The sequence below is a fragment of the Streptomyces sp. NPDC054932 genome (genome assembly GCF_053610205.1).
This window is the reverse complement of sequence record NZ_JBSGXU010000042.1, coordinates 1-17,079: the sequence shown is the minus strand read 5'-3', so window position 1 is coordinate 17,079 and position 17,079 is coordinate 1. Positions and strand designations below refer to the sequence as shown.

At 72.8% G+C, this 17,079-nt stretch carries 16 protein-coding genes, 1 tRNA gene and 1 riboswitch; of the genes, 2 read left to right on the top strand and 15 right to left on the bottom strand.

What is annotated here, in order from left to right:
* Nucleotides 1-97: 97 nt before the first annotated feature.
* Nucleotides 98-1,726 carry a phospholipase D family protein gene (locus ACWGE1_RS14625; protein ID WP_453420851.1) on the bottom strand — a complete coding sequence of 543 codons (1,629 nt, stop codon included), beginning with the start codon at nucleotides 1,724-1,726 and terminating at the stop codon, nucleotides 98-100.
* Nucleotides 1,727-1,964: 238 nt separating this feature from the next.
* Here ACWGE1_RS14625 and ACWGE1_RS14620 point away from each other — a divergent pair, with 238 nt between their 5' ends.
* A complete protein-coding gene (locus ACWGE1_RS14620; RefSeq protein ID WP_453420850.1) occupies nucleotides 1,965-2,411 on the top strand; it encodes a DUF7144 family membrane protein in 447 nt (148 codons plus the stop codon).
* A gap of 102 nt (nucleotides 2,412-2,513) precedes the next feature.
* Here the strand turns inward: ACWGE1_RS14620 and ACWGE1_RS14615 are convergent.
* From ACWGE1_RS14615 to ACWGE1_RS14570, 10 genes are all read right to left on the bottom strand, one after another.
* Nucleotides 2,514-2,587, bottom strand: a tRNA-Pro gene (locus tag ACWGE1_RS14615).
* 117 nt (nucleotides 2,588-2,704) lie between these two features.
* Complete coding sequence (locus tag ACWGE1_RS14610) at nucleotides 2,705-3,067, bottom strand: MmcQ/YjbR family DNA-binding protein (RefSeq protein WP_453420849.1); 363 nt, start codon at nucleotides 3,065-3,067, stop codon at nucleotides 2,705-2,707.
* A 73-nt stretch (nucleotides 3,068-3,140) separates the two neighbouring features.
* Nucleotides 3,141-3,719, bottom strand: coding sequence for a GAF domain-containing protein (locus ACWGE1_RS14605; protein ID WP_453420848.1), 579 nt, complete (start codon nucleotides 3,717-3,719; stop codon nucleotides 3,141-3,143).
* A gap of 30 nt (nucleotides 3,720-3,749) precedes the next feature.
* Entirely contained in the window at nucleotides 3,750-4,304 is a 555-nt protein-coding gene (locus ACWGE1_RS14600; protein ID WP_453420847.1) for a GTP-binding protein, read from the bottom strand.
* Between the two features lie 7 nt (nucleotides 4,305-4,311).
* Nucleotides 4,312-4,725 carry a DUF742 domain-containing protein gene (locus ACWGE1_RS14595; protein ID WP_453420846.1) on the bottom strand — a complete coding sequence of 138 codons (414 nt, stop codon included), beginning with the start codon at nucleotides 4,723-4,725 and terminating at the stop codon, nucleotides 4,312-4,314.
* A complete protein-coding gene (locus ACWGE1_RS14590) occupies nucleotides 4,722-5,156 on the bottom strand; it encodes a roadblock/LC7 domain-containing protein (protein ID WP_453420884.1) in 435 nt (144 codons plus the stop codon). The genes ACWGE1_RS14595 and ACWGE1_RS14590 overlap by 4 nt, the downstream gene beginning before the upstream one ends.
* 35 nt (nucleotides 5,157-5,191) lie before the next feature.
* Nucleotides 5,192-7,054: an ATP-binding protein gene (locus ACWGE1_RS14585; RefSeq protein ID WP_453420845.1), complete on the bottom strand. Its 1,863-nt coding sequence runs from the start codon at nucleotides 7,052-7,054 to the stop codon at nucleotides 5,192-5,194.
* 213 nt (nucleotides 7,055-7,267) lie between these two features.
* Entirely contained in the window at nucleotides 7,268-8,467 is a 1,200-nt protein-coding gene (locus ACWGE1_RS14580; RefSeq protein ID WP_453420844.1) for an MBL fold metallo-hydrolase, read from the bottom strand.
* Nucleotides 8,468-8,565: 98 nt separating this feature from the next.
* Complete coding sequence (locus ACWGE1_RS14575; protein ID WP_351148926.1) at nucleotides 8,566-9,351, bottom strand: SGNH/GDSL hydrolase family protein; 786 nt, start codon at nucleotides 9,349-9,351, stop codon at nucleotides 8,566-8,568.
* 163 nt (nucleotides 9,352-9,514) lie between these two features.
* The gene (locus ACWGE1_RS14570; protein ID WP_453420843.1) at nucleotides 9,515-10,501 is read right to left on the bottom strand and encodes a M23 family metallopeptidase; all 987 of its coding nucleotides are present in this window, start codon (nucleotides 10,499-10,501) and stop codon (nucleotides 9,515-9,517) included.
* Between the two features lie 2 nt (nucleotides 10,502-10,503).
* Nucleotides 10,504-10,679: riboswitch (cyclic di-AMP (ydaO/yuaA leader) on the bottom strand.
* A gap of 315 nt (nucleotides 10,680-10,994) precedes the next feature.
* On the opposite strand from ACWGE1_RS14570, the gene ACWGE1_RS14565 reads away from it, so the two are divergent.
* Nucleotides 10,995-11,786, top strand: a complete 792-nt coding sequence (locus ACWGE1_RS14565) for a tyrosine-protein phosphatase (RefSeq protein ID WP_453420842.1) — start codon at nucleotides 10,995-10,997, stop codon at nucleotides 11,784-11,786.
* Nucleotides 11,787-11,824: 38 nt separating this feature from the next.
* On the opposite strand, the gene ACWGE1_RS14560 is transcribed toward ACWGE1_RS14565, so the two are convergent.
* Genes ACWGE1_RS14560 through shc form a run of 4 tightly spaced genes read right to left on the bottom strand, consistent with a single transcriptional unit; the run spans nucleotide 11,825 to nucleotide 16,858 of the window.
* A complete protein-coding gene (locus ACWGE1_RS14560) occupies nucleotides 11,825-13,243 on the bottom strand; it encodes an aspartate aminotransferase family protein (protein ID WP_453420841.1) in 1,419 nt (472 codons plus the stop codon).
* The gene (gene hpnH / locus ACWGE1_RS14555; protein WP_453420840.1) at nucleotides 13,240-14,271 is read right to left on the bottom strand and encodes an adenosyl-hopene transferase HpnH; all 1,032 of its coding nucleotides are present in this window, start codon (nucleotides 14,269-14,271) and stop codon (nucleotides 13,240-13,242) included. Before hpnH ends, ACWGE1_RS14560 begins: the two co-directional genes overlap by 4 nt.
* 5 nt (nucleotides 14,272-14,276) lie before the next feature.
* On the bottom strand, nucleotides 14,277-14,942 hold the full coding sequence (locus ACWGE1_RS14550; RefSeq protein ID WP_453420839.1) for a phosphorylase family protein: 666 nt from the start codon (nucleotides 14,940-14,942) through the stop codon (nucleotides 14,277-14,279).
* Nucleotides 14,942-16,858: a squalene--hopene cyclase gene (gene shc / locus ACWGE1_RS14545; RefSeq protein WP_453420883.1), complete on the bottom strand. Its 1,917-nt coding sequence runs from the start codon at nucleotides 16,856-16,858 to the stop codon at nucleotides 14,942-14,944. The genes ACWGE1_RS14550 and shc overlap by 1 nt, the downstream gene beginning before the upstream one ends.
* Nucleotides 16,859-17,079 lie beyond the last annotated feature (221 nt).

Sequence of the window (17,079 nt, the reverse complement as noted above, 5' to 3'; positions counted from 1 at the left end):
CTAACCCGCCGCCATTTTGGTCACTTAAGGGGTACCCACCGTGTCGGGAACGGGCACTATGTGACATGAATTTGTACGGATTTTCAATGGTTCGCCGTCAGAACCCGCCCCGGATCCTCATGCCGAGCGGGCGGCCGTCCGGGTCGACCAGCAGGTGGTGCAGAGGGGTCGCGAGCACCCGCTGGGTCATGGCCAGCTCCTGGGGAACGTACCGGCGCAGCCGGCCCGGCGGCCGCGGACCGCGGCAGCCACCGCCGTGCCAGGCGTCCAGCTCCGCGGCACTCCTCGCGAAGGCATCGAAAGCGGACACCGGGTCGCACAGCACGTCCGCAGCCCCGGACCCGCCCCCGACCTCGGCCCCGACGCCGCCCCCGGTGTGCTCGCGCATGAGCTCCAGGCGCAGCTCCCGGGCGAAGGGACGCGCGCCGTCCCCGAGACCTCCCGGGTCGGCCGGCCCCCGCGGGTCCGTTCGCTCGTCGTACACGACGCAGCTGAGCTCGGAATCATGGGTCCACGAACGGAGGTTGACGTTGTCGGAGCCGACGGAGGCCCACACGTCGTCGATCACGCACACCTTGGCATGGACGTAGACCGGGGTTCCGGACCGGTTCTCCAGGCCGTACACCGCGACCCGGTCGCCGCCGGCCCGGTGCAGCTGCGCCAGTGCCTTGATCCGCCCGATCAGGTTCATGGGCAGCGTGAGCGGACCGGTCTGCTCCGGCACCGTGGGGACGACCGCGATCAGCCGCAGCCGCGGGTGCTCGCGCAGCGCCCGGGCGAAGCAGGCCACCACTCGCGGGGACCACAGGTACTGGTCCTCCAGGTAGATCAGCGCCCTGGCCCGGCGCAGCGCCTTGGTGTACCCCCGCGCGATGCTGCGCTCGCCGTCGGGGGCGAAGGGGTAGCCGCGCAGCAGCCGGTTCGGATACGTCCGCAGCAGCTGGACGGTGTGCGTGCCGCAGGGCACCGGGTCGGGCGTCTGCGGCGGCAGCCGGTCCGCACTGATGTCCTCGTGGTGCATCCGCTCCCGCAGTCGGGTGAGCGGGCTGCGGCTGAGCGGAGCCGGATCCTCCCACCGTTCGCGGAAGACGGCCTCGACGTCGCCTACGACCGGCCCGCGCAGGGCGAGCTGGACGTCGTGCCACGGCGGGTGCGGCCCGTAGGCGGGGGCCAGGCGCAGCGACTGGCGGTCGCCCACATGAGTGGCGTCGTCGTTGCGGTTGTGACAGAGGTCGATCCCGCCGACGTAGGCGACGTCCAGGTCCGGGCGGCCGCGGTGGCGCAGCACCACCAGTTTCTGGTGGTGGGAGCCACCGGGCCGCACCCGCATGTCCAGCAGGCACTCGCCGCCGGCCCGCGCGATCTCCTTCCCGAAGCGGAGGTTCTCTTCTTGGCTGAAGTGAAGACCGTCCAGGTGGGAACGCCACAACAGGCCCTTGACGATGACGCCGCGCTCGGCCGCCCGGCACAGGACGGCACCGACTTCCGTGCCGGGCCCGTCGAGCCGCTCGTCCGGGTCCCCGCGCCAGTCGGTGAACAGGAGCAGGTCGCCCGGACCCGTCGCGCGGACGGCCGCCATGAGCTCCGCGAAGTACACGGCGCCGTGGACCAAGGGCCGTACGTGGTTCCCCCGGGACCAGGCCGCGCCGTCCGGGCGGCGCCGGTCCAGGCGCGTCGCGGGATTGCCGCGTTCGCCGGGAAGCAGAAGCCAGTCGGCGTGCGTCACGGCACCGGCCCTCCGATCGAGCTTGCCACCGCGCTCCCAGGCTAGCCGCAGCCGGGGAAGGCGGCTCCCGGAGCTTCGGGTACGGGCAGTGCGCGAGCCCGCCCCCGTGCCCACCTCTCCCGGCACTCAGGCCCGGGAAACCCGGCCGGAGTGCCGACGGAGGGTGACCGTGCCACGCTGAATCGGGGGATCGCCGACTCTGGTGCGCCGGGTCGGCTCTGCCACCGAGGAGACCGACATGGCCAGTGACGCCAGTAGATCCCGGACCAGCCGACCGCAGCCCAGCGCCTGGCACGCGCCCACATCGGGCACCACCCTCGCGGCAGGTGCCCTGATGGTCTTCGGCGGCGCGATGGCGATCTTCGAAGGGATCGCGGCCCTCGCCAGGGACGACCTGTTCGTCGTCACGCGGCACTACGTGTTCGAGTTCAGCCTGACGGGCTGGGGCTGGATCCACCTGATCGTGGGCATCGCCATGGTCGTCGCCGGCTGCGCCGTGTTCACCGGAGCCCTGTGGGCACGCTTCTTCGGTGTGGCCGTCGCCGGACTCGGCGCGATCGCCAATTTCCTGTGGATTCCGTGGTACCCGTGGTGGGCCCTGACCCTGGTCGCCGTGAACCTGTTCGTGGTCTGGGCGCTGTGCGCGGGCATGCACCGGGAGGCCGACGCGGAACCGACCGCCTGACCTCGGCCGGAGCAGGCCCCGGAAGACCGGTGAGGCGGAAAACGATCGAGGGGCCGCTCCGGATTGCTCCGGAGCGGCCCCTCGATTCACGACTCTTACGAGTCGGGACGACAGGATTTGAACCTGCGACCCCTTGACCCCCAGTCAAGTGCGCTACCAAGCTGCGCCACGTCCCGATGCACGCTGACCTGGGCTTTCCCCTGGTTGAACGCGCAGGAGAACGATACCGCACTTCCCGGGGTGGTTGCGCGCACCTTTACGTCACCGGGTCCGCGGGGACCGTGGCACGGCCCTCAGACCACGCCGCCGGTGAGCTCCGGGTGGGCGGCGATCAGGCGCTTGGGGGCCGCCTGGAGCCAGGAGTCGGTCAGGATGGAGCGCAGCTCGTCCTCGCTCTGCACCGCCGCCAGCCGGACCCGGATCCAGGCGTAGTTGTCGTCGTGACCGGCGCGCAGGAAGAACTTCTCCGGCTCGGCCGCGATCAGCTCGGCGCGTTCCTCCTTGGGGCACTTCACCCCGATCGAGGTGTCGTCGTCGGCCAGCGAAACGAAGATCTTCCCGCCCACCCGGAAGGTGGGCATCCCCCAGGCGGGCTTCTCGCTGCTGTCCGGGAGCGACAGCGCGATCAAGCGGACGTCCTGTGCGGTTGTGGCCATCCCCGGGACTCCTCTCCGGCCTCCGGTGAATCCTCTTGCGACGACCGTAGCCCCCGGCACCGACGATCCCCGCTCACCCCCGCCGGTCCTGTGCCACCGCGCCCGGGACCCGCCCCCGGTCCTCCCGCTCGTGCACCAGCTCCACCAGCTCCGCCGCCAGCGCCTTCACGGTGGCGAGCCCCTCCGTACCCCACCGCCGCGGCACCACGTCGACCGCGCACACCGTGCCCAGGACGATCCCGCGCCGGTCCGTGACGGGCGCTCCCGCGTACGTGCGGACGCCGCTCTCGTCCACCACCGCGTTGCCCGCGAAGCGCGCGAAGTCCCGTACGTCCTCCAGCACCAGCGCCCGCCGCCGCACCACCACGTGCGGGCAGTAGCCGTGGTCGCGGGCCAGGACCCGTGCCGGGTAGCCGCTCGCCGGGGCATCGGCGGCGTGGTGCAGCCCCGCGAAGAACTGCCGCTCCTCGCCGACGAAGTTGACCCCCGCGTACGGTGCGCCGAGCGTGTCCGCGACGCGCCTGGCGAAGGCGTCCAGCTCGGCGTCCGTACGCTCCCCCAGGCCCAGCTCACGGAGCCGGACGGCGCGCGCGGGCGCTTCCCGGTCCACCGGCGTGAGCAGCAGGTGTCCGGTCGATTCGTAGTACGTCATGGCGGTTCCCCCGACTCCGAAGACGAAGAGCTAGCTGGCTGTGGACGTGCACAACAGGTGGCGGACGAGGGCGGCCAGCGCCCCCGTCCCGGAGCTCGCGAGGCGCGCGTCGCACCGTACGACCGGCACCTCGGGCCCGAGCCCCACCGCTTCGCGGACCTCGTCGGGTCCGTAGCGGTGACCGCCGTCGAACTCGTTGACGGCGACGATGAAGGCAATCCCGCGCCGCTCGAAGAAGTCCACGGCGGGAAAGCAGTCGGCCAGGCGGCGGGTGTCGGCGAGCACCACCGCACCGAGCGCGCCCGCGCACAGCTCCTCCCAGAGGAACCAGAACCGGTGCTGCCCGGGCGTGCCGAAGAGGTAGAGCACGTGACGCTCGTCCAGGGTGATCCGGCCGAAGTCGAGGGCGACGGTGGTCGTGGTCTTCGCCTCGACGCCGTGCAGCGGGTCGGAGCTCGCGCCGAGGTCGCTGAGCAGTTCCTCGGTGCTCAGCGGTTCGATCTCGCTCACCGCGCCCACGAAGGTGGTCTTGCCCGCCCCGAACCCGCCCGCGACCAGGATCTTCAGCGTCGCGGGCGCGGCCACGGGGGCGTCACAGTCGTTTGCGCAGGCCATCGAGCACCGCCAGGAGCAGGGACCGGTCATCGGCGGCGAAGGACCCTCCGACCGGGAACCGCGGCGCCTGCACCATGACGGCCCCGTGTTCCAGCAGGTCGGACAGCAGCACCTTCACCACCACGGCCGGCAGCCGCAGCTGCCCGGCCACCTCGGCGACCGTGACCGTGGCGGCGCCCGCGCACATCCGCAGCACGAGGGTGTGCTCCGCGCCGAGCGGGATCCGCGGCCGTACCCCCGTCGTGCTCACCAGCGAGAGCAGGTCGAGCGCGACGCCCGGCCTGGTCCGCCCCCCGCTGGCGGTGTACGGGCGCATCACCTTGCCCGCCGAGTCGTCGACCCATGGTGTGTCCCGCCCCTTCGCGTACGCCCCCCTCCCGTGGACCCTCATCGCTCCGCGTCGGCGACGGGCCGCCGCGGCGCGGCCGCCAGGTACGGGCGCACGCTCTTGACCAGCATCGCCATCTCGTAGCCGAGCACGCCGGCGTCGGCCTCCCGGTCGGCGAGGACGGCCAGGCAGGTCCCGGATCCGGCCGCGGAGACGAAGACGAGCGTGGTGTCGAGTTCGACCACGACCTGCCGCACCTCGGAGCCGTCCCCGAAGCGGGAGCCCGCGCTGCGGCCCAGCGAGTACAGCCCGGACGCGAGGGCGGCCAGGTGGTCGGCGCTGTCCGCGTCCAGCCCGTGTACGCAGGTCACGAGCCCGTCGGCGGTGAGGATCACGGCGCTGCGCGTGTACGGCACGCGCTGCACCAGCCCGCTGAGCAGCCAGTCGAGATCCGAGAGCCGGCCGCCGGTCTTCATCGCCACTTCGCCGCCCATGGGGGTGCGCTCCTTGCTGAGGTGAGGGGTCGGGGTCATACCTGGTTCTCCGACTGGGCGAGGCCGAAGCCCCGCTGGAAGGCGGCCATCAGGCCCGGGTCGTGCAGGGGCGGCTCGGGGTCCGGTGCCCGGCGCGGGGCGGGTTCCTCGCGCAGCTGGGGCGCGAGGTGCTGCTGGGCGCGGCGCCTGGGAAGCAGCGGCCGGTCGCCCGCGTCGGGCTCACCGGGTACGGAGCCGGCCGCGGGCCCGGGCTCCGCGGCCGAAGCCGCATCCGGAGCCGGGGCCGGGGCCGGGGCCGGGGCCGGGGCCGGGGCCGGGGCTGACCAGGACACCGCCCCGGCGGGCGCACCCGGCGCGGGCCCGACCCGCGGGTCGACGGGCGCGGACCAGGCCACCGCACCCGTACCGGGCGCGGGAGCGCGGTCCGGATCGGTCCGCGGGGAGGGGACGGGTCCGGCCGTCGCAGCGGACCGGGGCGCCGGCAGGGTCACGGGGTCGGTCAGGGGCACCGGTAGGGGCCCGGGTCGGGGTCCGGGGTCGTACGGGGCGGCCGCCTCCGGGCTGCCGGGCGCCTGCCAGGTCTCCGGCGCGGGCCCCGGCAGGGGCATCCGTACCGGCTCCAGCGGCGGGGTCGCCGTCCCCTGCCCGGTCCCCCACGAAGTGGCCCGGGATCCCCCCGCCGCGTCGGCCGCGCTCGGGGCCTCCGCGCCCAGCAGCTCCTGCGGCAGAACCAGCACGGCGAGCACGCCGCCGTAGATGTTGGACTTGAGCTCGACGGCGATCCCGTGCCGGCGGGCCAGCGCCGACACCACGAACAGGCCGATCCGGCCGTCCGCGAGCAGGTGCCGGACGCTGATCTGGTCGGGGTCGCCGAGCAGCGCGTTCATCCGGTGCTGTTCCTCGGCCGGCATGCCCAGCCCCCGGTCCTCCACCTCGACGGCGATCCCGGCGGTGACCCGCTCGGCGCGCAGCACCACATCGGTGTCGGGGGCGGAGAACACCGTGGCGTTCTCGACGAGCTCGGCCAGCAGGTGCACCACGTCCGCGACCGCGTGCCCGCGCACGCTGCCGCCGGCCGGGGGCACGACCTTGACCCGCGTGTACTGCTCGACCTCCGCGACCGAGGAGCGGAGCACCTCGCTCAGGTCGATGGGCCTGGTCCACTGGCGGCGGGAGGCGGCGCCGCCCAGCACGGCGAGGTTCTCGGCGTGGCGGCGGATGCGGGTGGCGAGGTGGTCGACGTGGAAGAGCTCCTTGAGCAGCTCCGGGTCCTCGACCGTGTCCTCCAGGTCGTCCAGCAGCGAGATCTCGCGGTGCACGAGGGACTGGAGACGGCGCGCGAGGTTGACGAAGACCTCGACCTTGCGCTCGCTGTCGGACGGGGCGGCCGGTCCGGCCAGCCGCAGGAGGGTCGTGTGCGCCTGCTCGCGGGCACCGCGCAGCTCCTGGGAGAGCAGCCAGAACTCGTCCATCCCGGCCGGGTCCGCGCCGGGCGGCGGGGAGCTCGGACCGCCGCGCACCGGGCGGGGCGGGGTCTCGCCCCGCTCCAGCCGGTCGGCGGCCGTGCTCAGCTCGCCGCGGCCGCGCACGCTGGAACGGCGCAGCGCCTCGCACCGGTCCCGTACGGCCTTGGCGGCGCGCTGGGCGCCGAGCAGGGCCGCCGCGAGAGCGCCCACGACGAGGAGGGCGCAGCCGGTGAGCACCGGCCACAGCCGGGCGTCGCGGTCGCCGACTCCCCCGCCGAGCTGGAGCGTGAAGATCACCGCGGCGGCGCCGCTGAGCCCGGCGGCGAGCGTGGGCAGTACGGCGGCGCGCACCAGCTGGGGGCGTATCTGCCGACCGGGACCGGTGACGGCGTGTCTCGACGGGGCGTGGCGGGCGGCGCGGAGTCCGGACATCTGCGTCCTCGGTACGTGGGGCCCGGCCCCCAGCGTTCCCGGGGCCCGGTGTTGATCACCGAATACCCACGCTAGACCCCATCGCAGCACCCCGGACCGCCAGTTGGTGAACTTCGCGGGGGTGCTTCCCGCTCCCGGTGGAGCGCTCGCACTGCAGCCCGAATGCGCCGGTCGGGCCCTGCGGACCGCCCCGGCGCCGCCCCGGGGCCGCCGCTACGAACCGACGGCTTCGGGCTCCTCGCGGCCTACGGGGGCCGCCCGGTCGGGAACCGCCGGCCGCGGCGGAGCGGGGGGTACGGGTGTGCCCGCCGCCACGAACGGACGCCACCACGGCCCGCTCGGGGCCCCGGCGGCGCCGGGCTCGAACGGCTGGCCGGGGATGGGCAGCGCGATGGCCGTCCCGGCCCCGCCGGCCGCGGTCAGCGTGCCCTCGCCGGGCTCGTCCCACGGGTGCAGGGCCAGGTTGAAGGTGCCCCAGTGGATCGGCAGCATCGTGCCGTGGGGGGTGCCGCCCTGCAGGTCGAGGTGGGCGCGCACGCCCTCCTCGGGCGTCATGTGGATGTCGGGCCAGTACTCCGAATACGCGCCGATCTGGATCATCGTGGCGTCGAAGGGTCCGTGCTCGGCGCCGATCTCCTTGAAGCCGGGGAAGTAGCCGGTGTCCCCGCTGTGGTAGATCCGGTGTTCGTCGCCCGCGACGACCCAGGACGCCCACAGGGTGTGCTGCTGGTTGCGCAGGCCGCGGCCGCAGAAGTGGCGGGCGGGGGTGGCCGTGAGCGAGAGCCCGGCGATCTTGGTGCTCTCGTTCCAGTCGAGCTCGCGCAGCCGGTCGGCCGGTACGCCCCAGCGCTCCAGGTGCGCGCCGACGCCCAGCGGCACGGCGAAGACCGTGTCCGTACCGGCCAGCTCCTTGATCGTCGGCAGGTCGAGGTGGTCGTAGTGGTCGTGCGAGATGACCACGACGTCGACCGGGCCCAGCGAGGCCAGCGGGACCGGTACCGGGTGCAGCCGCTTGGGTCCGGCGAAGGGGAAGGGGGAGCACCGCTCGCCCCACACCGGGTCGAACAGGACCCGGCGCCCGTCGATCTCCGCGAGCACGCTGGAGTGCCCCATCCAGGTCAGCCGCAGGCCGCTCACGGGCGGCTTCGCCAGGTCCGCGAGGGTCGTCGGGTGGACCGGGATCGGCGCGGCCGGGCTGCGCCGGACCCGCTGCTCCCGGTGGAAGTAGATCTTGGCGAACTCCGCCATCGACCCCGAGGGCCTGTTCCGGGCCCCGACCGGGTTCTGGAAGACGCCGTCGGCGAAGTTCGGCGAGCGGCGGATCCGCTCCAGCCGGGCACCGGACGGGTCCGCACCGAAGGCTTCGGGCCGCAGGGCACGCAGCCGCGGACGCAAGGGACGGGAGCCGGTCAAAGCGCCTCCAGGGAGGATCGGGTCGGGATGGTCGTCGCTCTACGACCATCCCAACGCACACCGGCCCCGAAGGATTCCGCTTCCGGCTCCCGCGCCCGCTACAGCGGCAGCAGGTCCGGCCGCTTCGCCTCGACGTGGTCCCCGGAGGACTCCCCGCGCAGCCGTCGGCCGATCCACGGCGCGAGGTGCTCGCGCGCCCACTGGATGTTGTCCCGGGTCACGTCCACCGAGCCGCGCGGCCGCTGCGGGGGCCACGGCTGGTCGGGGTCGGCGGGTACGTCCAGCCCGAGCACCTGCGCGGCGCGCAGCGCGACCCGCGTGTGCCCCTCGGGAGAGAGGTGCAGCCGGTCCGTGTCCCACGCCCGCCGGTCCTGTACGGACTTCAGCGACCAGAGGTCGAGCACCGGGCAGTCGTAGCGGTCGGCGATGGCGCGGACGTGCGCGCTGTACGTCGCGACCTTGCCGCGGAGGTGCTTGAGCACCGGAACGCCGCGCGTGTCGAAGCCCGTGGTGATCATGACCTGGCCCACGGATCCGGTGAGGTCGGCCACGGCCGCCTCGAACCGCTCCGCCACGTCGTCCGGGTCGGTGCCGGGCCGGATGATGTCGTTGCCGCCCGCGCAGAAGGTCACCAGGTCCGGTGCGAGGGCCTTGGCTCTCGGAAGCTGGTCGGCCACGATCTGGTCCAGGAGCTTCCCCCGCACCGCCAGATTCGCATACCGGAAGTCATGCTCTTCGCGCTGATCGGCCAGGAGCACGGCGAGCCGGTCCGCCCAGCCGAGAAATGAATCCCCGGGTCCCGGGTCCCCCACGCCCTCGGTGAAGCTGTCCCCGATCGCCGCGTACGAGCCGATGGTCTTGAGTTTCGTCGTCGTCGCTGCCACGAGAACCCATCCTTCACCCCCGAAAGCAACCTACGCCAACGTAATGAGGGGTTGACGGACCGTGATCTGTACCACGCGAGGGATAAGGAATAAGTACACGTGAGGCCGGGACCCCCCTCGGGTCCCGGCCTCACGCGTGTCGGAGTTCCGACGGCGGGTGCCGTCAGAGGCTCGCGCCCTTCGAGCGGAGGTACGCGATCGGGTCCATGTCAGAGCCGTAGGACGGGCTCGTACGGATCTCGAAGTGGAGGTGCGGGCCGGTGGAGTTGCCGGTGGAACCGGAGAGGCCGATGGTCTGGCCGGCGGTGACGCTCTGGCCGGAGGAGACGGAGAGCTGGGACAGGTGGGCGTACTGGGAGTACTTGCCGTCCGCGTGCCGGATGACGACCTCGTTGCCGTACGAGCCGCTCCATCCGGCGGAGACCACGGTGCCCTCGCCGACCGCCTTGACGGTGGTGCCCATGCTCGCGATGAAGTCGACGCCGGTGTGGTAACCGGAGGACCACATGCTGCCCGCGACCTTGTACTGGGTGGAGATCCCGCCACCGACCGGGGCCACGAAGCCGCCGGCCGACTGCGGCGCGGCGGGAGCCTCGGCGGCCGCTTCCTGCTGCGCCGGGGCGGCCTGCGCGGCCTGCTTGCGGGCCTTGTTCGGGGAGGACTTCGCGACGGGCTTCGGCGCTGCCTCCGCGGCCGGCTTCGCGTCGGCCTCGGGGGCGGCCTCGGGGGCGACCTCGGGGGCGGGCTCGGCCGGAGCCGCCTCGCCCGGACCACCGAGGGTCAGCTTCAGGCCGGGGTGGATCAGCGACGGGTTGCTGCCGACGGCCTCGCGGTTGTCGGCGTACAGCTGCTCCCAGCCGCCGGACAGCCGGCGCTCGGCGGCGATCTTGGAGAGGTAGTCGCCCGGCACGACCGTGTAGACGGTCGGGACTGCCTGCACGGCGGCGACGGGCGCCGTCCGAAGCGCGGCCGGGGCCTGCGGGGCCACCGCGGGAGTCACGGCCGTCGCGGCGGCGGGGGCGCCGGCCGCGTGGGCGCCGGCGGCACCGATCAGCGGGAGCGCGAGGGCCGCGCCACCGGTTCCGGCGACGGCGAAACCGCGCGAAAGGGAAAGGGACTTGGGGCGGCGGTGCTTACCCTTTGCAGGCATGACGAATTCCTCTCCGGCGCCTGCGAGGTGAGCTGTCGGGTTCGGACTGGAGATGTCCGGCCGTACATGTACGGGACATGAACGGCTTCACCCCGAGCCGTCCCGGCGAAAAGATCTCCGGGACAGCGGCTTACCTGGTTCCCCCGCTCCTGCCGCACGAATAGGTCGGGTGCGGTTTCCGGGAGGCGGCAGGATTTGGCGGTCCACCCGGATCGATCGCGAAGGTAATCCCTTGCGGCTGCACGGAACAAGCCATGAATTCCCTGACGGAATCACAGACATGAGGGACCGACGAAATTCCGGTCACCCTCCGTCCATTCCCCACCGTCAACAGCCGCTCCGACTGGGCCATTCGCCTTTAGCGATCAGGCACTCACGGTCACCGTATGATCTGGCTCACGGGGACGTGCCCGATCTCGCCTCCGGATATGGCAAGTTGGCGCCAAGCAGTGCAATTCGGACAGAGGGCCCACGACGTGGCGGAGGAGTTGCTTTGACCCAGCAGATACAGGAGCCGGAGCTGACCGGAGTGCGCAATTTCCGCGATGTGGGCGGATTGCCGACTTCTGACGGCCGAACGGTCAGGACGGGACGACTGTTCCGAAGCGGACATCTCGCACATGCCACCGAAAGCGATGCAGAGTTCCTCGCCTCGCTCGGCCTCCACACCGTCTTCGACTTCCGCAACGGCGCCGACCACGCGCTGGAGGGGGCGGACGTCGAGCTGCCCGGCGTCCTGAACGTCAACATCCCGCTCTCGGACCCGGCCGACGGGCGGGAGTTCTGGCGGCTGGTCCGCGACGGCGACCTGGCCCAGCTGCGCTCACTCCTGGGCGACGGCAAGGCCGCGGCCCGGATGTCGAACTCGTACCGCGGGATCATCCGCGACCGCACCGCCGAGCACAGCCGGGTCGTGCACGCCCTCGCCGAGGACAGCGTCCCCGCCCTCATGCACTGCGCCGCCGGCAAGGACCGGGCCGGCCTGTCGATCGCCGTCACGCTGCTCGCGCTGGGCGTCGAGCGCGAGGCCATCGTGGCGGACTACCTCGAGTCGAACGCCCCGCACCGCCGCTACCGCGTCCGCCGCAGCGGCGAGTCGCCCGAGGCCCGCTCCCCCGAGGTGATGGAGCTGCTCCAGCCGCTCTTCGACGCCCGCGCCGAGTACCTGGTGGCCGCCTTCGACACCATCGACGAGATCTGGGGCGGGGTGGACGCCTACCTGGCGGAGGGCCTCGGGCTGAAGCCCGAGACCCTCGACCGGCTGCGCGACCGGCTCCTGGTCTGACGCGCCCGGGACCGGTTCCCCGCAGGGGCGGCAGGCCGTCAGCGCGCCGCGACGGCCTGCTTCACCAGCGTCCTTCCGAAGTCCCAGATCAGCCCGGACCCGCCGTGCGCCTCGTCCATGACCTGACGGAAGGCCCCGACGAACCGGTCCACGTCCCGCTCGTCCACGATCAGCGGCGGGATCAGCTTGATCACCTCCAGATGGTCCCCGGAGACCTGGGTGAGGATCCGGTGCTTCTGCAGCAGCGGCACCACGACCATCTGCGCGAACAGACCCTTGCGGGCCGCCTGCAGCATGGTCCACCGGCTGCGCAGGCCGAGTGAGGACGGCCGGCCGAATTCGATGCCGATCATGAGCCCGCGCCCGCGCACCTCGTGCAGCAGCTCGTACTCGTCCACGAGCGCGGCCAGGCGCCCGCGCAGCAGGTCACCCGTCGCCCGGGCGTGCGCCACGAGCTCCTCGTCCTCCATGACGGACAGCACCGCCAGGCCCGCCGCCATCGCCTGCGCGTTGGAACCGAAGCTCGCGGAGTGCACGAGCACCCGGTCCATGGACGAGTAGACCTTCTTGAAGATCCAGTCCTTGCCCAGGGTCGCGCCGACCGGCACGTAGCCGCCCGACAGCGCCTTCGCCACGCACACCAGGTCCGGCTCCACGCCCGGCTCGTGCTGGTACGCGTAGAAGTCCCCGGTCCGTCCGAGGCCGGTCTGCACCTCGTCCGCGATCAGCAGCGCCCCCCGCCGGTGCAGCGCCTCCTGCGCGGCGAGCAGAAATCCGGGCGGGGCGGCCAGGACCCCCTTGCCCTGGATCGGCTCGACGACGAAGGCGGCCACATCCCCGCGCTTCAGCTCCCGCTCCAGGGCCGCGAGGTCCCCCATCGCGATCCTCGTGTCGGGGAGCAGCGGTGCGAAGCCGTCCCGGAAGCCGCCCTCCCCGTTCACCGAGAGGGAGCCGGTGGTGAGCCCGTGGAAGGCATGGTCGCAGTAGAGGATCCTGGGCCGCCCCGTGGCGTACCGGGCGAACTTCAGAGCGGTCTCCACCGCCTCGGTGCCGCTGTTGCCGAAGAACACCCGGTCCAGGTGCGGGCTGTACGAGAGGAGTTTCTCGGCCAGCAGTCCCGGCAACGGCTGGCAGTCGAAGCGGGTGAGGTCGGCGAGCTGGGCGTCCAGGACGTCGTGCAGGGCCCGGCGGACGACCGGGTGGTGCCGGCCCAGGCCCATCACCCCGAACCCGGCCAGCATGTCGAGGTAGTCGTTGCCCTCGGCGTCCCAGAAGTGGGCGCCCTCGGCCCGCTCGTAGACCTTGTCGAAGCCGATGGTGTGCAGCATGCGGGGCAGCTGGTGGTTGAGGTGCCGGGCGTGCAGCTCGTACCGCTCCGCGCCGCGCTCGGCCAGCAGGGCGCCGAGGTCGAAGCCCTTGCCCCGGCCGCCCCCTTCCTCCTGTGGCCGCGCGGTCATGCCGACTTGTCCCGGTTGCCGCCGATCGTCTCCCGGGCCGCGCGCAGGGATTCCTTGAGGGAGCCCATGGTGGCGAGGACGGCGGTGGGTTCGTAGCCGCAGTGCGCCATGCAGTTCGCGCAGCGCGGGTCCTTCCCCCGGCCGTACTTGTCCCAGTCGGTGTCGTTGATGAGCTCGCGGTACGTCGGTACGTAGCCGTCGCTCATCAGATAGCAGGGGCGCTGCCAGCCGAAGAGGGAGTAATTCGGAATGGCCCAGGCCGTGCAGGGGAAATCGGCCTTTCCTTCCAGGAAGTCGAGGAAGAGCGGGGAGTGATTGAGCCGCCAGCGTCGCCGGTTGCCGCCCGCGAAGGCCTTCCTGAAGAGATCCCGGGTCTGTTCGACGCCCAGGAAGTGCTCCTGGTCGGGCGCCTTTTCGTAGGCATAGGCGGGCGAGATCATCATCTCGTCGACCTGGAGGTCGTCATTGAGGTAGTTGAGCACCTCGATGATCGTCTGCGGAGTGTCGGTGTTGAAGAAGGTGGAGTTGGTGGTCACCCGGAACCCACGCTTCTTCGCCTCCTTGATGGCCGCGACCGCCTCGTCGAAGACGCCTTCCTTGGCCACCGACTCGTCGTGGCGCTCGCGCAGCCCGTCGATGTGCACGGCGAAGGCGAAATACGGGGAAGGGGTGAACTTCTCGATCTTCTTGCGCAGCAGCATCGCGTTGGTGCAGAGGAATACGTACTTCCGCCTCGCCACCAACTGACGGACGATCTCGTGGATCTGCGGGTGCATCAAGGGCTCACCGCCCGCGATGGACACCATGGGCGCACCGGACTCCAGCACGGCACCGACCGCCTGTGCGACCGGCATGCGCTGCTTGAGCACCCCGGCCGGGTGCTGGATCTTCCCGCACCCCTCACAGGCCAGGTTGCAGGCGTAGAGCGGTTCCAGTTCGACGATCAGCGGGAACTTCTCGCGCTTGCGGAGCTTCTGTTCGAGAAGATATGTCCCGACCCTGATGGACTGGCGCAGCGGCATGGCCATCTGGCTCACCTCCTGGGGAGCAGCAACGAACGGTGCCATTCATAGAACGCGGGCAGTACGGCACGCAGGACACGGAAGGCCGATATTCCCCCGCGAACCGTGCCGATACGGACGAGCTCGTGCTCCGGAGCGTCCACGATCACCCGGACGGCCGCAACCGGACGTCCGCCGCCCCGGGTGGCGGTCCACAGGGTGGCCGCGGATTCCATGTCGACCGCGACGGCTCCGGTGGCGCGCAGCCGGGCGCGCTCCTGGCCGCGGACGACGTGGTCCGATCCGGTCAGCGCGCCGGTGTGCACGGTCCGGCCCGGGGCGGCCCGGGCCAGTGCCTCGGCGAGCAGGGTGCTCCCGGTGCAGCCGACGGTCCCCTGCGGGGCCCGGGTCTCCTCGGCGACGACCAGGTCACCGGGGTGCATGCCGGGGACCAGCCCGGCGCAGAACCCGGTCGCGAGGACGGCGGCCCGGTCCATCCCGGGCCGGTCCAGTGCCCGGCCGACGGCCCGCTCGGCCGCGCGGGGACCCATCCCGGTGCGCAGCAGGACGTGCCCGCCGGCCGGTCCGCTCCCCGGGCCGCGGCCCGCGCTGCGCAGCGCGGCCTGCTCGATGCGCAGCGCGCAGGCGACCAGCAGGGGATCGGGGTGGCGGGGACGGTCCCCGCCCCCGGCCGGCATCACGCCTCCCCGGCCGGGGAGAAGGGCTCCCCGTACAGATAGCGGCCGAGCGCCGTGAGCGGGAACACCTGCCGGTACAGGTGGTAGTTGATGGAGAAGTCCCAGGGGAAGCCGGTGCCGGTGAAGTACGGCTCGTCCCAGGTGCCGTCCTCCTTCTGGGTCTGCACCAGGTGGGCGATGCCGCGCTCGACGGCCTTGCCCTCGCGCTCGCCGGCCGACAGCAGGGCCATCAGCGCCCATGCGGTCTGCGAGGCGGTGGACGCGCCCTTCCCGGCCCAGGACGGGTCCTTGTAGGAGCGCTGGTCCTCGCCCCACCCGCCGTCCTCGTTCTGTACGGACTCCAGCCAGCGCACGGCCCGCCGGATCGCGGGATGCCCCGGGGCCAGACCCGCGGCGGTGAGGGCCGGGACCACCGATCCGGTCCCGTAGACGTAGTTGGTGCCCCAGCGGCCGAACCAGCCGCCGCTCGGCTCCTGTTCGGCGAGCAGCCAGGCGATGCCGCGCCGGGTCCGGGCGTCCCCCGCCCGGCCCTCGAAGGCGAGCATCTCCACCACGTGGGCGGTGACGTCGGCCGACGGCGGGTCGATGACCTCGCCGAAGTCGCAGAAGGGCAGCTTGTTCGGGAAGGGGCTGGTGTTGTCGGCGTCGAAGGCTCCCCACGCCCCGTTCCTCGACTGCATGCCGAGGTTCCAGGACACCCCGCGGGCGATGGCCGCCTCGACCCGGGCGGGGTCCGGGTGCTTGATCCGGCGCAGTGCGAGGACCACCTCGGCGGTGTCGTCGATGTCGGGGTAGGAGTCGTTGTGGAACTCGAACGCCCAGCCGCCGGGGGCCAGCCCGGGCCGACGCACCGCCCAGTCCCCGCTGCGCACGATCTCCTCGCCGAGCATCCAGTCGGCGGCCCTGACCAGCGCCGGATGGTCCGGGGGCAGGCCCGCGTCGGCCAGCGCGATGGCGGCGAGGCAGGTGTCCCAGACCGGGGACTGGCAGGCCTCGATCATCCGGGCGCCGTCCTCGCGCCACACCGCGAACCGGTCCAGGGACTCCAGTCCGGCGCGCATCACCGGATGCCGCAGGTCGTAGCCGAGCAGGTGCAGGGCGATGACCGAGTAGACGGCGGGCGGCTGGATCCCGCCCCAGCAGCCGTCGTTCTCCTGGCGTTCGATGATCCAGCGGCCGGCGGTGGCCATCGCGGCCCTGCGCAGCCGGCGCGGGGCGAACCGCCGGTAGACGTGCAGCGCCTTGTCCATGCGCTGGAAGACGCCGTCCCAGCTGGCCAGCGGGGCGAGTCTCCTGGCGGGATTCGGCACCCGGGCGTCGGCGTGCAGCTCGTCCAGGGTGAAGGGGGCCGGGCGGACCGGCCGCAGCGCGGAGACCACGGTGAGCGGGACGATGGTCTGGCGGGCCCAGCAGCCGAAGTCGTAGATGTTCAGGGGCACCCAGGGCGGCAGGAAGACCAGCTCGGGCGGGAGTTCGGGCAGGTGGTCCCAGTTCCACCAGCCGAAGAGGGCCAGCCAGATCCGGGTGAAGACGCGGGCGGCGGCGATCCCCCCGTGGGCCCGGATCCAGGCCGAGGCGCGGGACATGTGCAGGGCGTCGGGCGCGTCCCCGGCGAGGCGCAGCGCGACGTAGGCCTCGATGGTGGCGGACAGTTCGGGCGGTCCGCCGTGGAAGGTGGCCCAGGTGCCGTCCTCGCGCTGCTCGCCGCGGATGAAGAGGGCGGCGGCGCGGGTGGTGGCCTCGTCGCGGATCCCGAGGAACTGCCGCAGCAGCAGGTCCTCCGCGTCCATGGTGACGTTGGTCTCCAGGTCGCCCTTCCACCAGCCCTGGGGGTCCTGGCGCTCCAGCAGGTTCCGGGTGGCCCGCGCGGTGGCCTCGTACACCGCCGCCCGGCCGCCGGCCGGCGGCCGGGGCAGGTCCGCGGTGGCCCGTACCGGGTCCCGCGCCGCCCCGGGGGGCGCGGCCGCGGCTGCGCGCCCGACGACCGGGCCCGCGCCGGGGCGCGGGGGGCGTCCGATGAGGCCGGGCAGGCCCGGCGGGCCGTACTCGGCGCGGGGGCCGCCCCGTCCGGGGCCGGGCCGAACGGGGGGGGGCGGGTGCCCCCGGTAGGCGGGCACGGCCGCGGGAAGGCCCCCCC

Coding starts and splice junctions, on each gene's coding strand:
- ACWGE1_RS14620 (WP_453420850.1), top strand. CDS start 1,965: ATGGCCAGTGACGCCAGTAGATCCCGGACCAGCCGACCGCAGCCCAGC.
- ACWGE1_RS14610 (WP_453420849.1), bottom strand. CDS start 3,067: ATGGCCACAACCGCACAGGACGTCCGCTTGATCGCGCTGTCGCTCCCG.
- ACWGE1_RS14605 (WP_453420848.1), bottom strand. CDS start 3,719: ATGACGTACTACGAATCGACCGGACACCTGCTGCTCACGCCGGTGGAC.
- ACWGE1_RS14595 (WP_453420846.1), bottom strand. CDS start 4,725: ATGAGGGTCCACGGGAGGGGGGCGTACGCGAAGGGGCGGGACACACCA.
- ACWGE1_RS14590 (WP_453420884.1), bottom strand. CDS start 5,156: ATGGGCGGCGAAGTGGCGATGAAGACCGGCGGCCGGCTCTCGGATCTC.
- ACWGE1_RS14585 (WP_453420845.1), bottom strand. CDS start 7,054: ATGTCCGGACTCCGCGCCGCCCGCCACGCCCCGTCGAGACACGCCGTC.
- ACWGE1_RS14570 (WP_453420843.1), bottom strand. CDS start 10,501: ATGCCTGCAAAGGGTAAGCACCGCCGCCCCAAGTCCCTTTCCCTTTCG.
- ACWGE1_RS14560 (WP_453420841.1), bottom strand. CDS start 13,243: ATGACCGCGCGGCCACAGGAGGAAGGGGGCGGCCGGGGCAAGGGCTTC.
- hpnH (WP_453420840.1), bottom strand. CDS start 14,271: ATGGCCATGCCGCTGCGCCAGTCCATCAGGGTCGGGACATATCTTCTC.
- ACWGE1_RS14550 (WP_453420839.1), bottom strand. CDS start 14,942: ATGCCGGCCGGGGGCGGGGACCGTCCCCGCCACCCCGATCCCCTGCTG.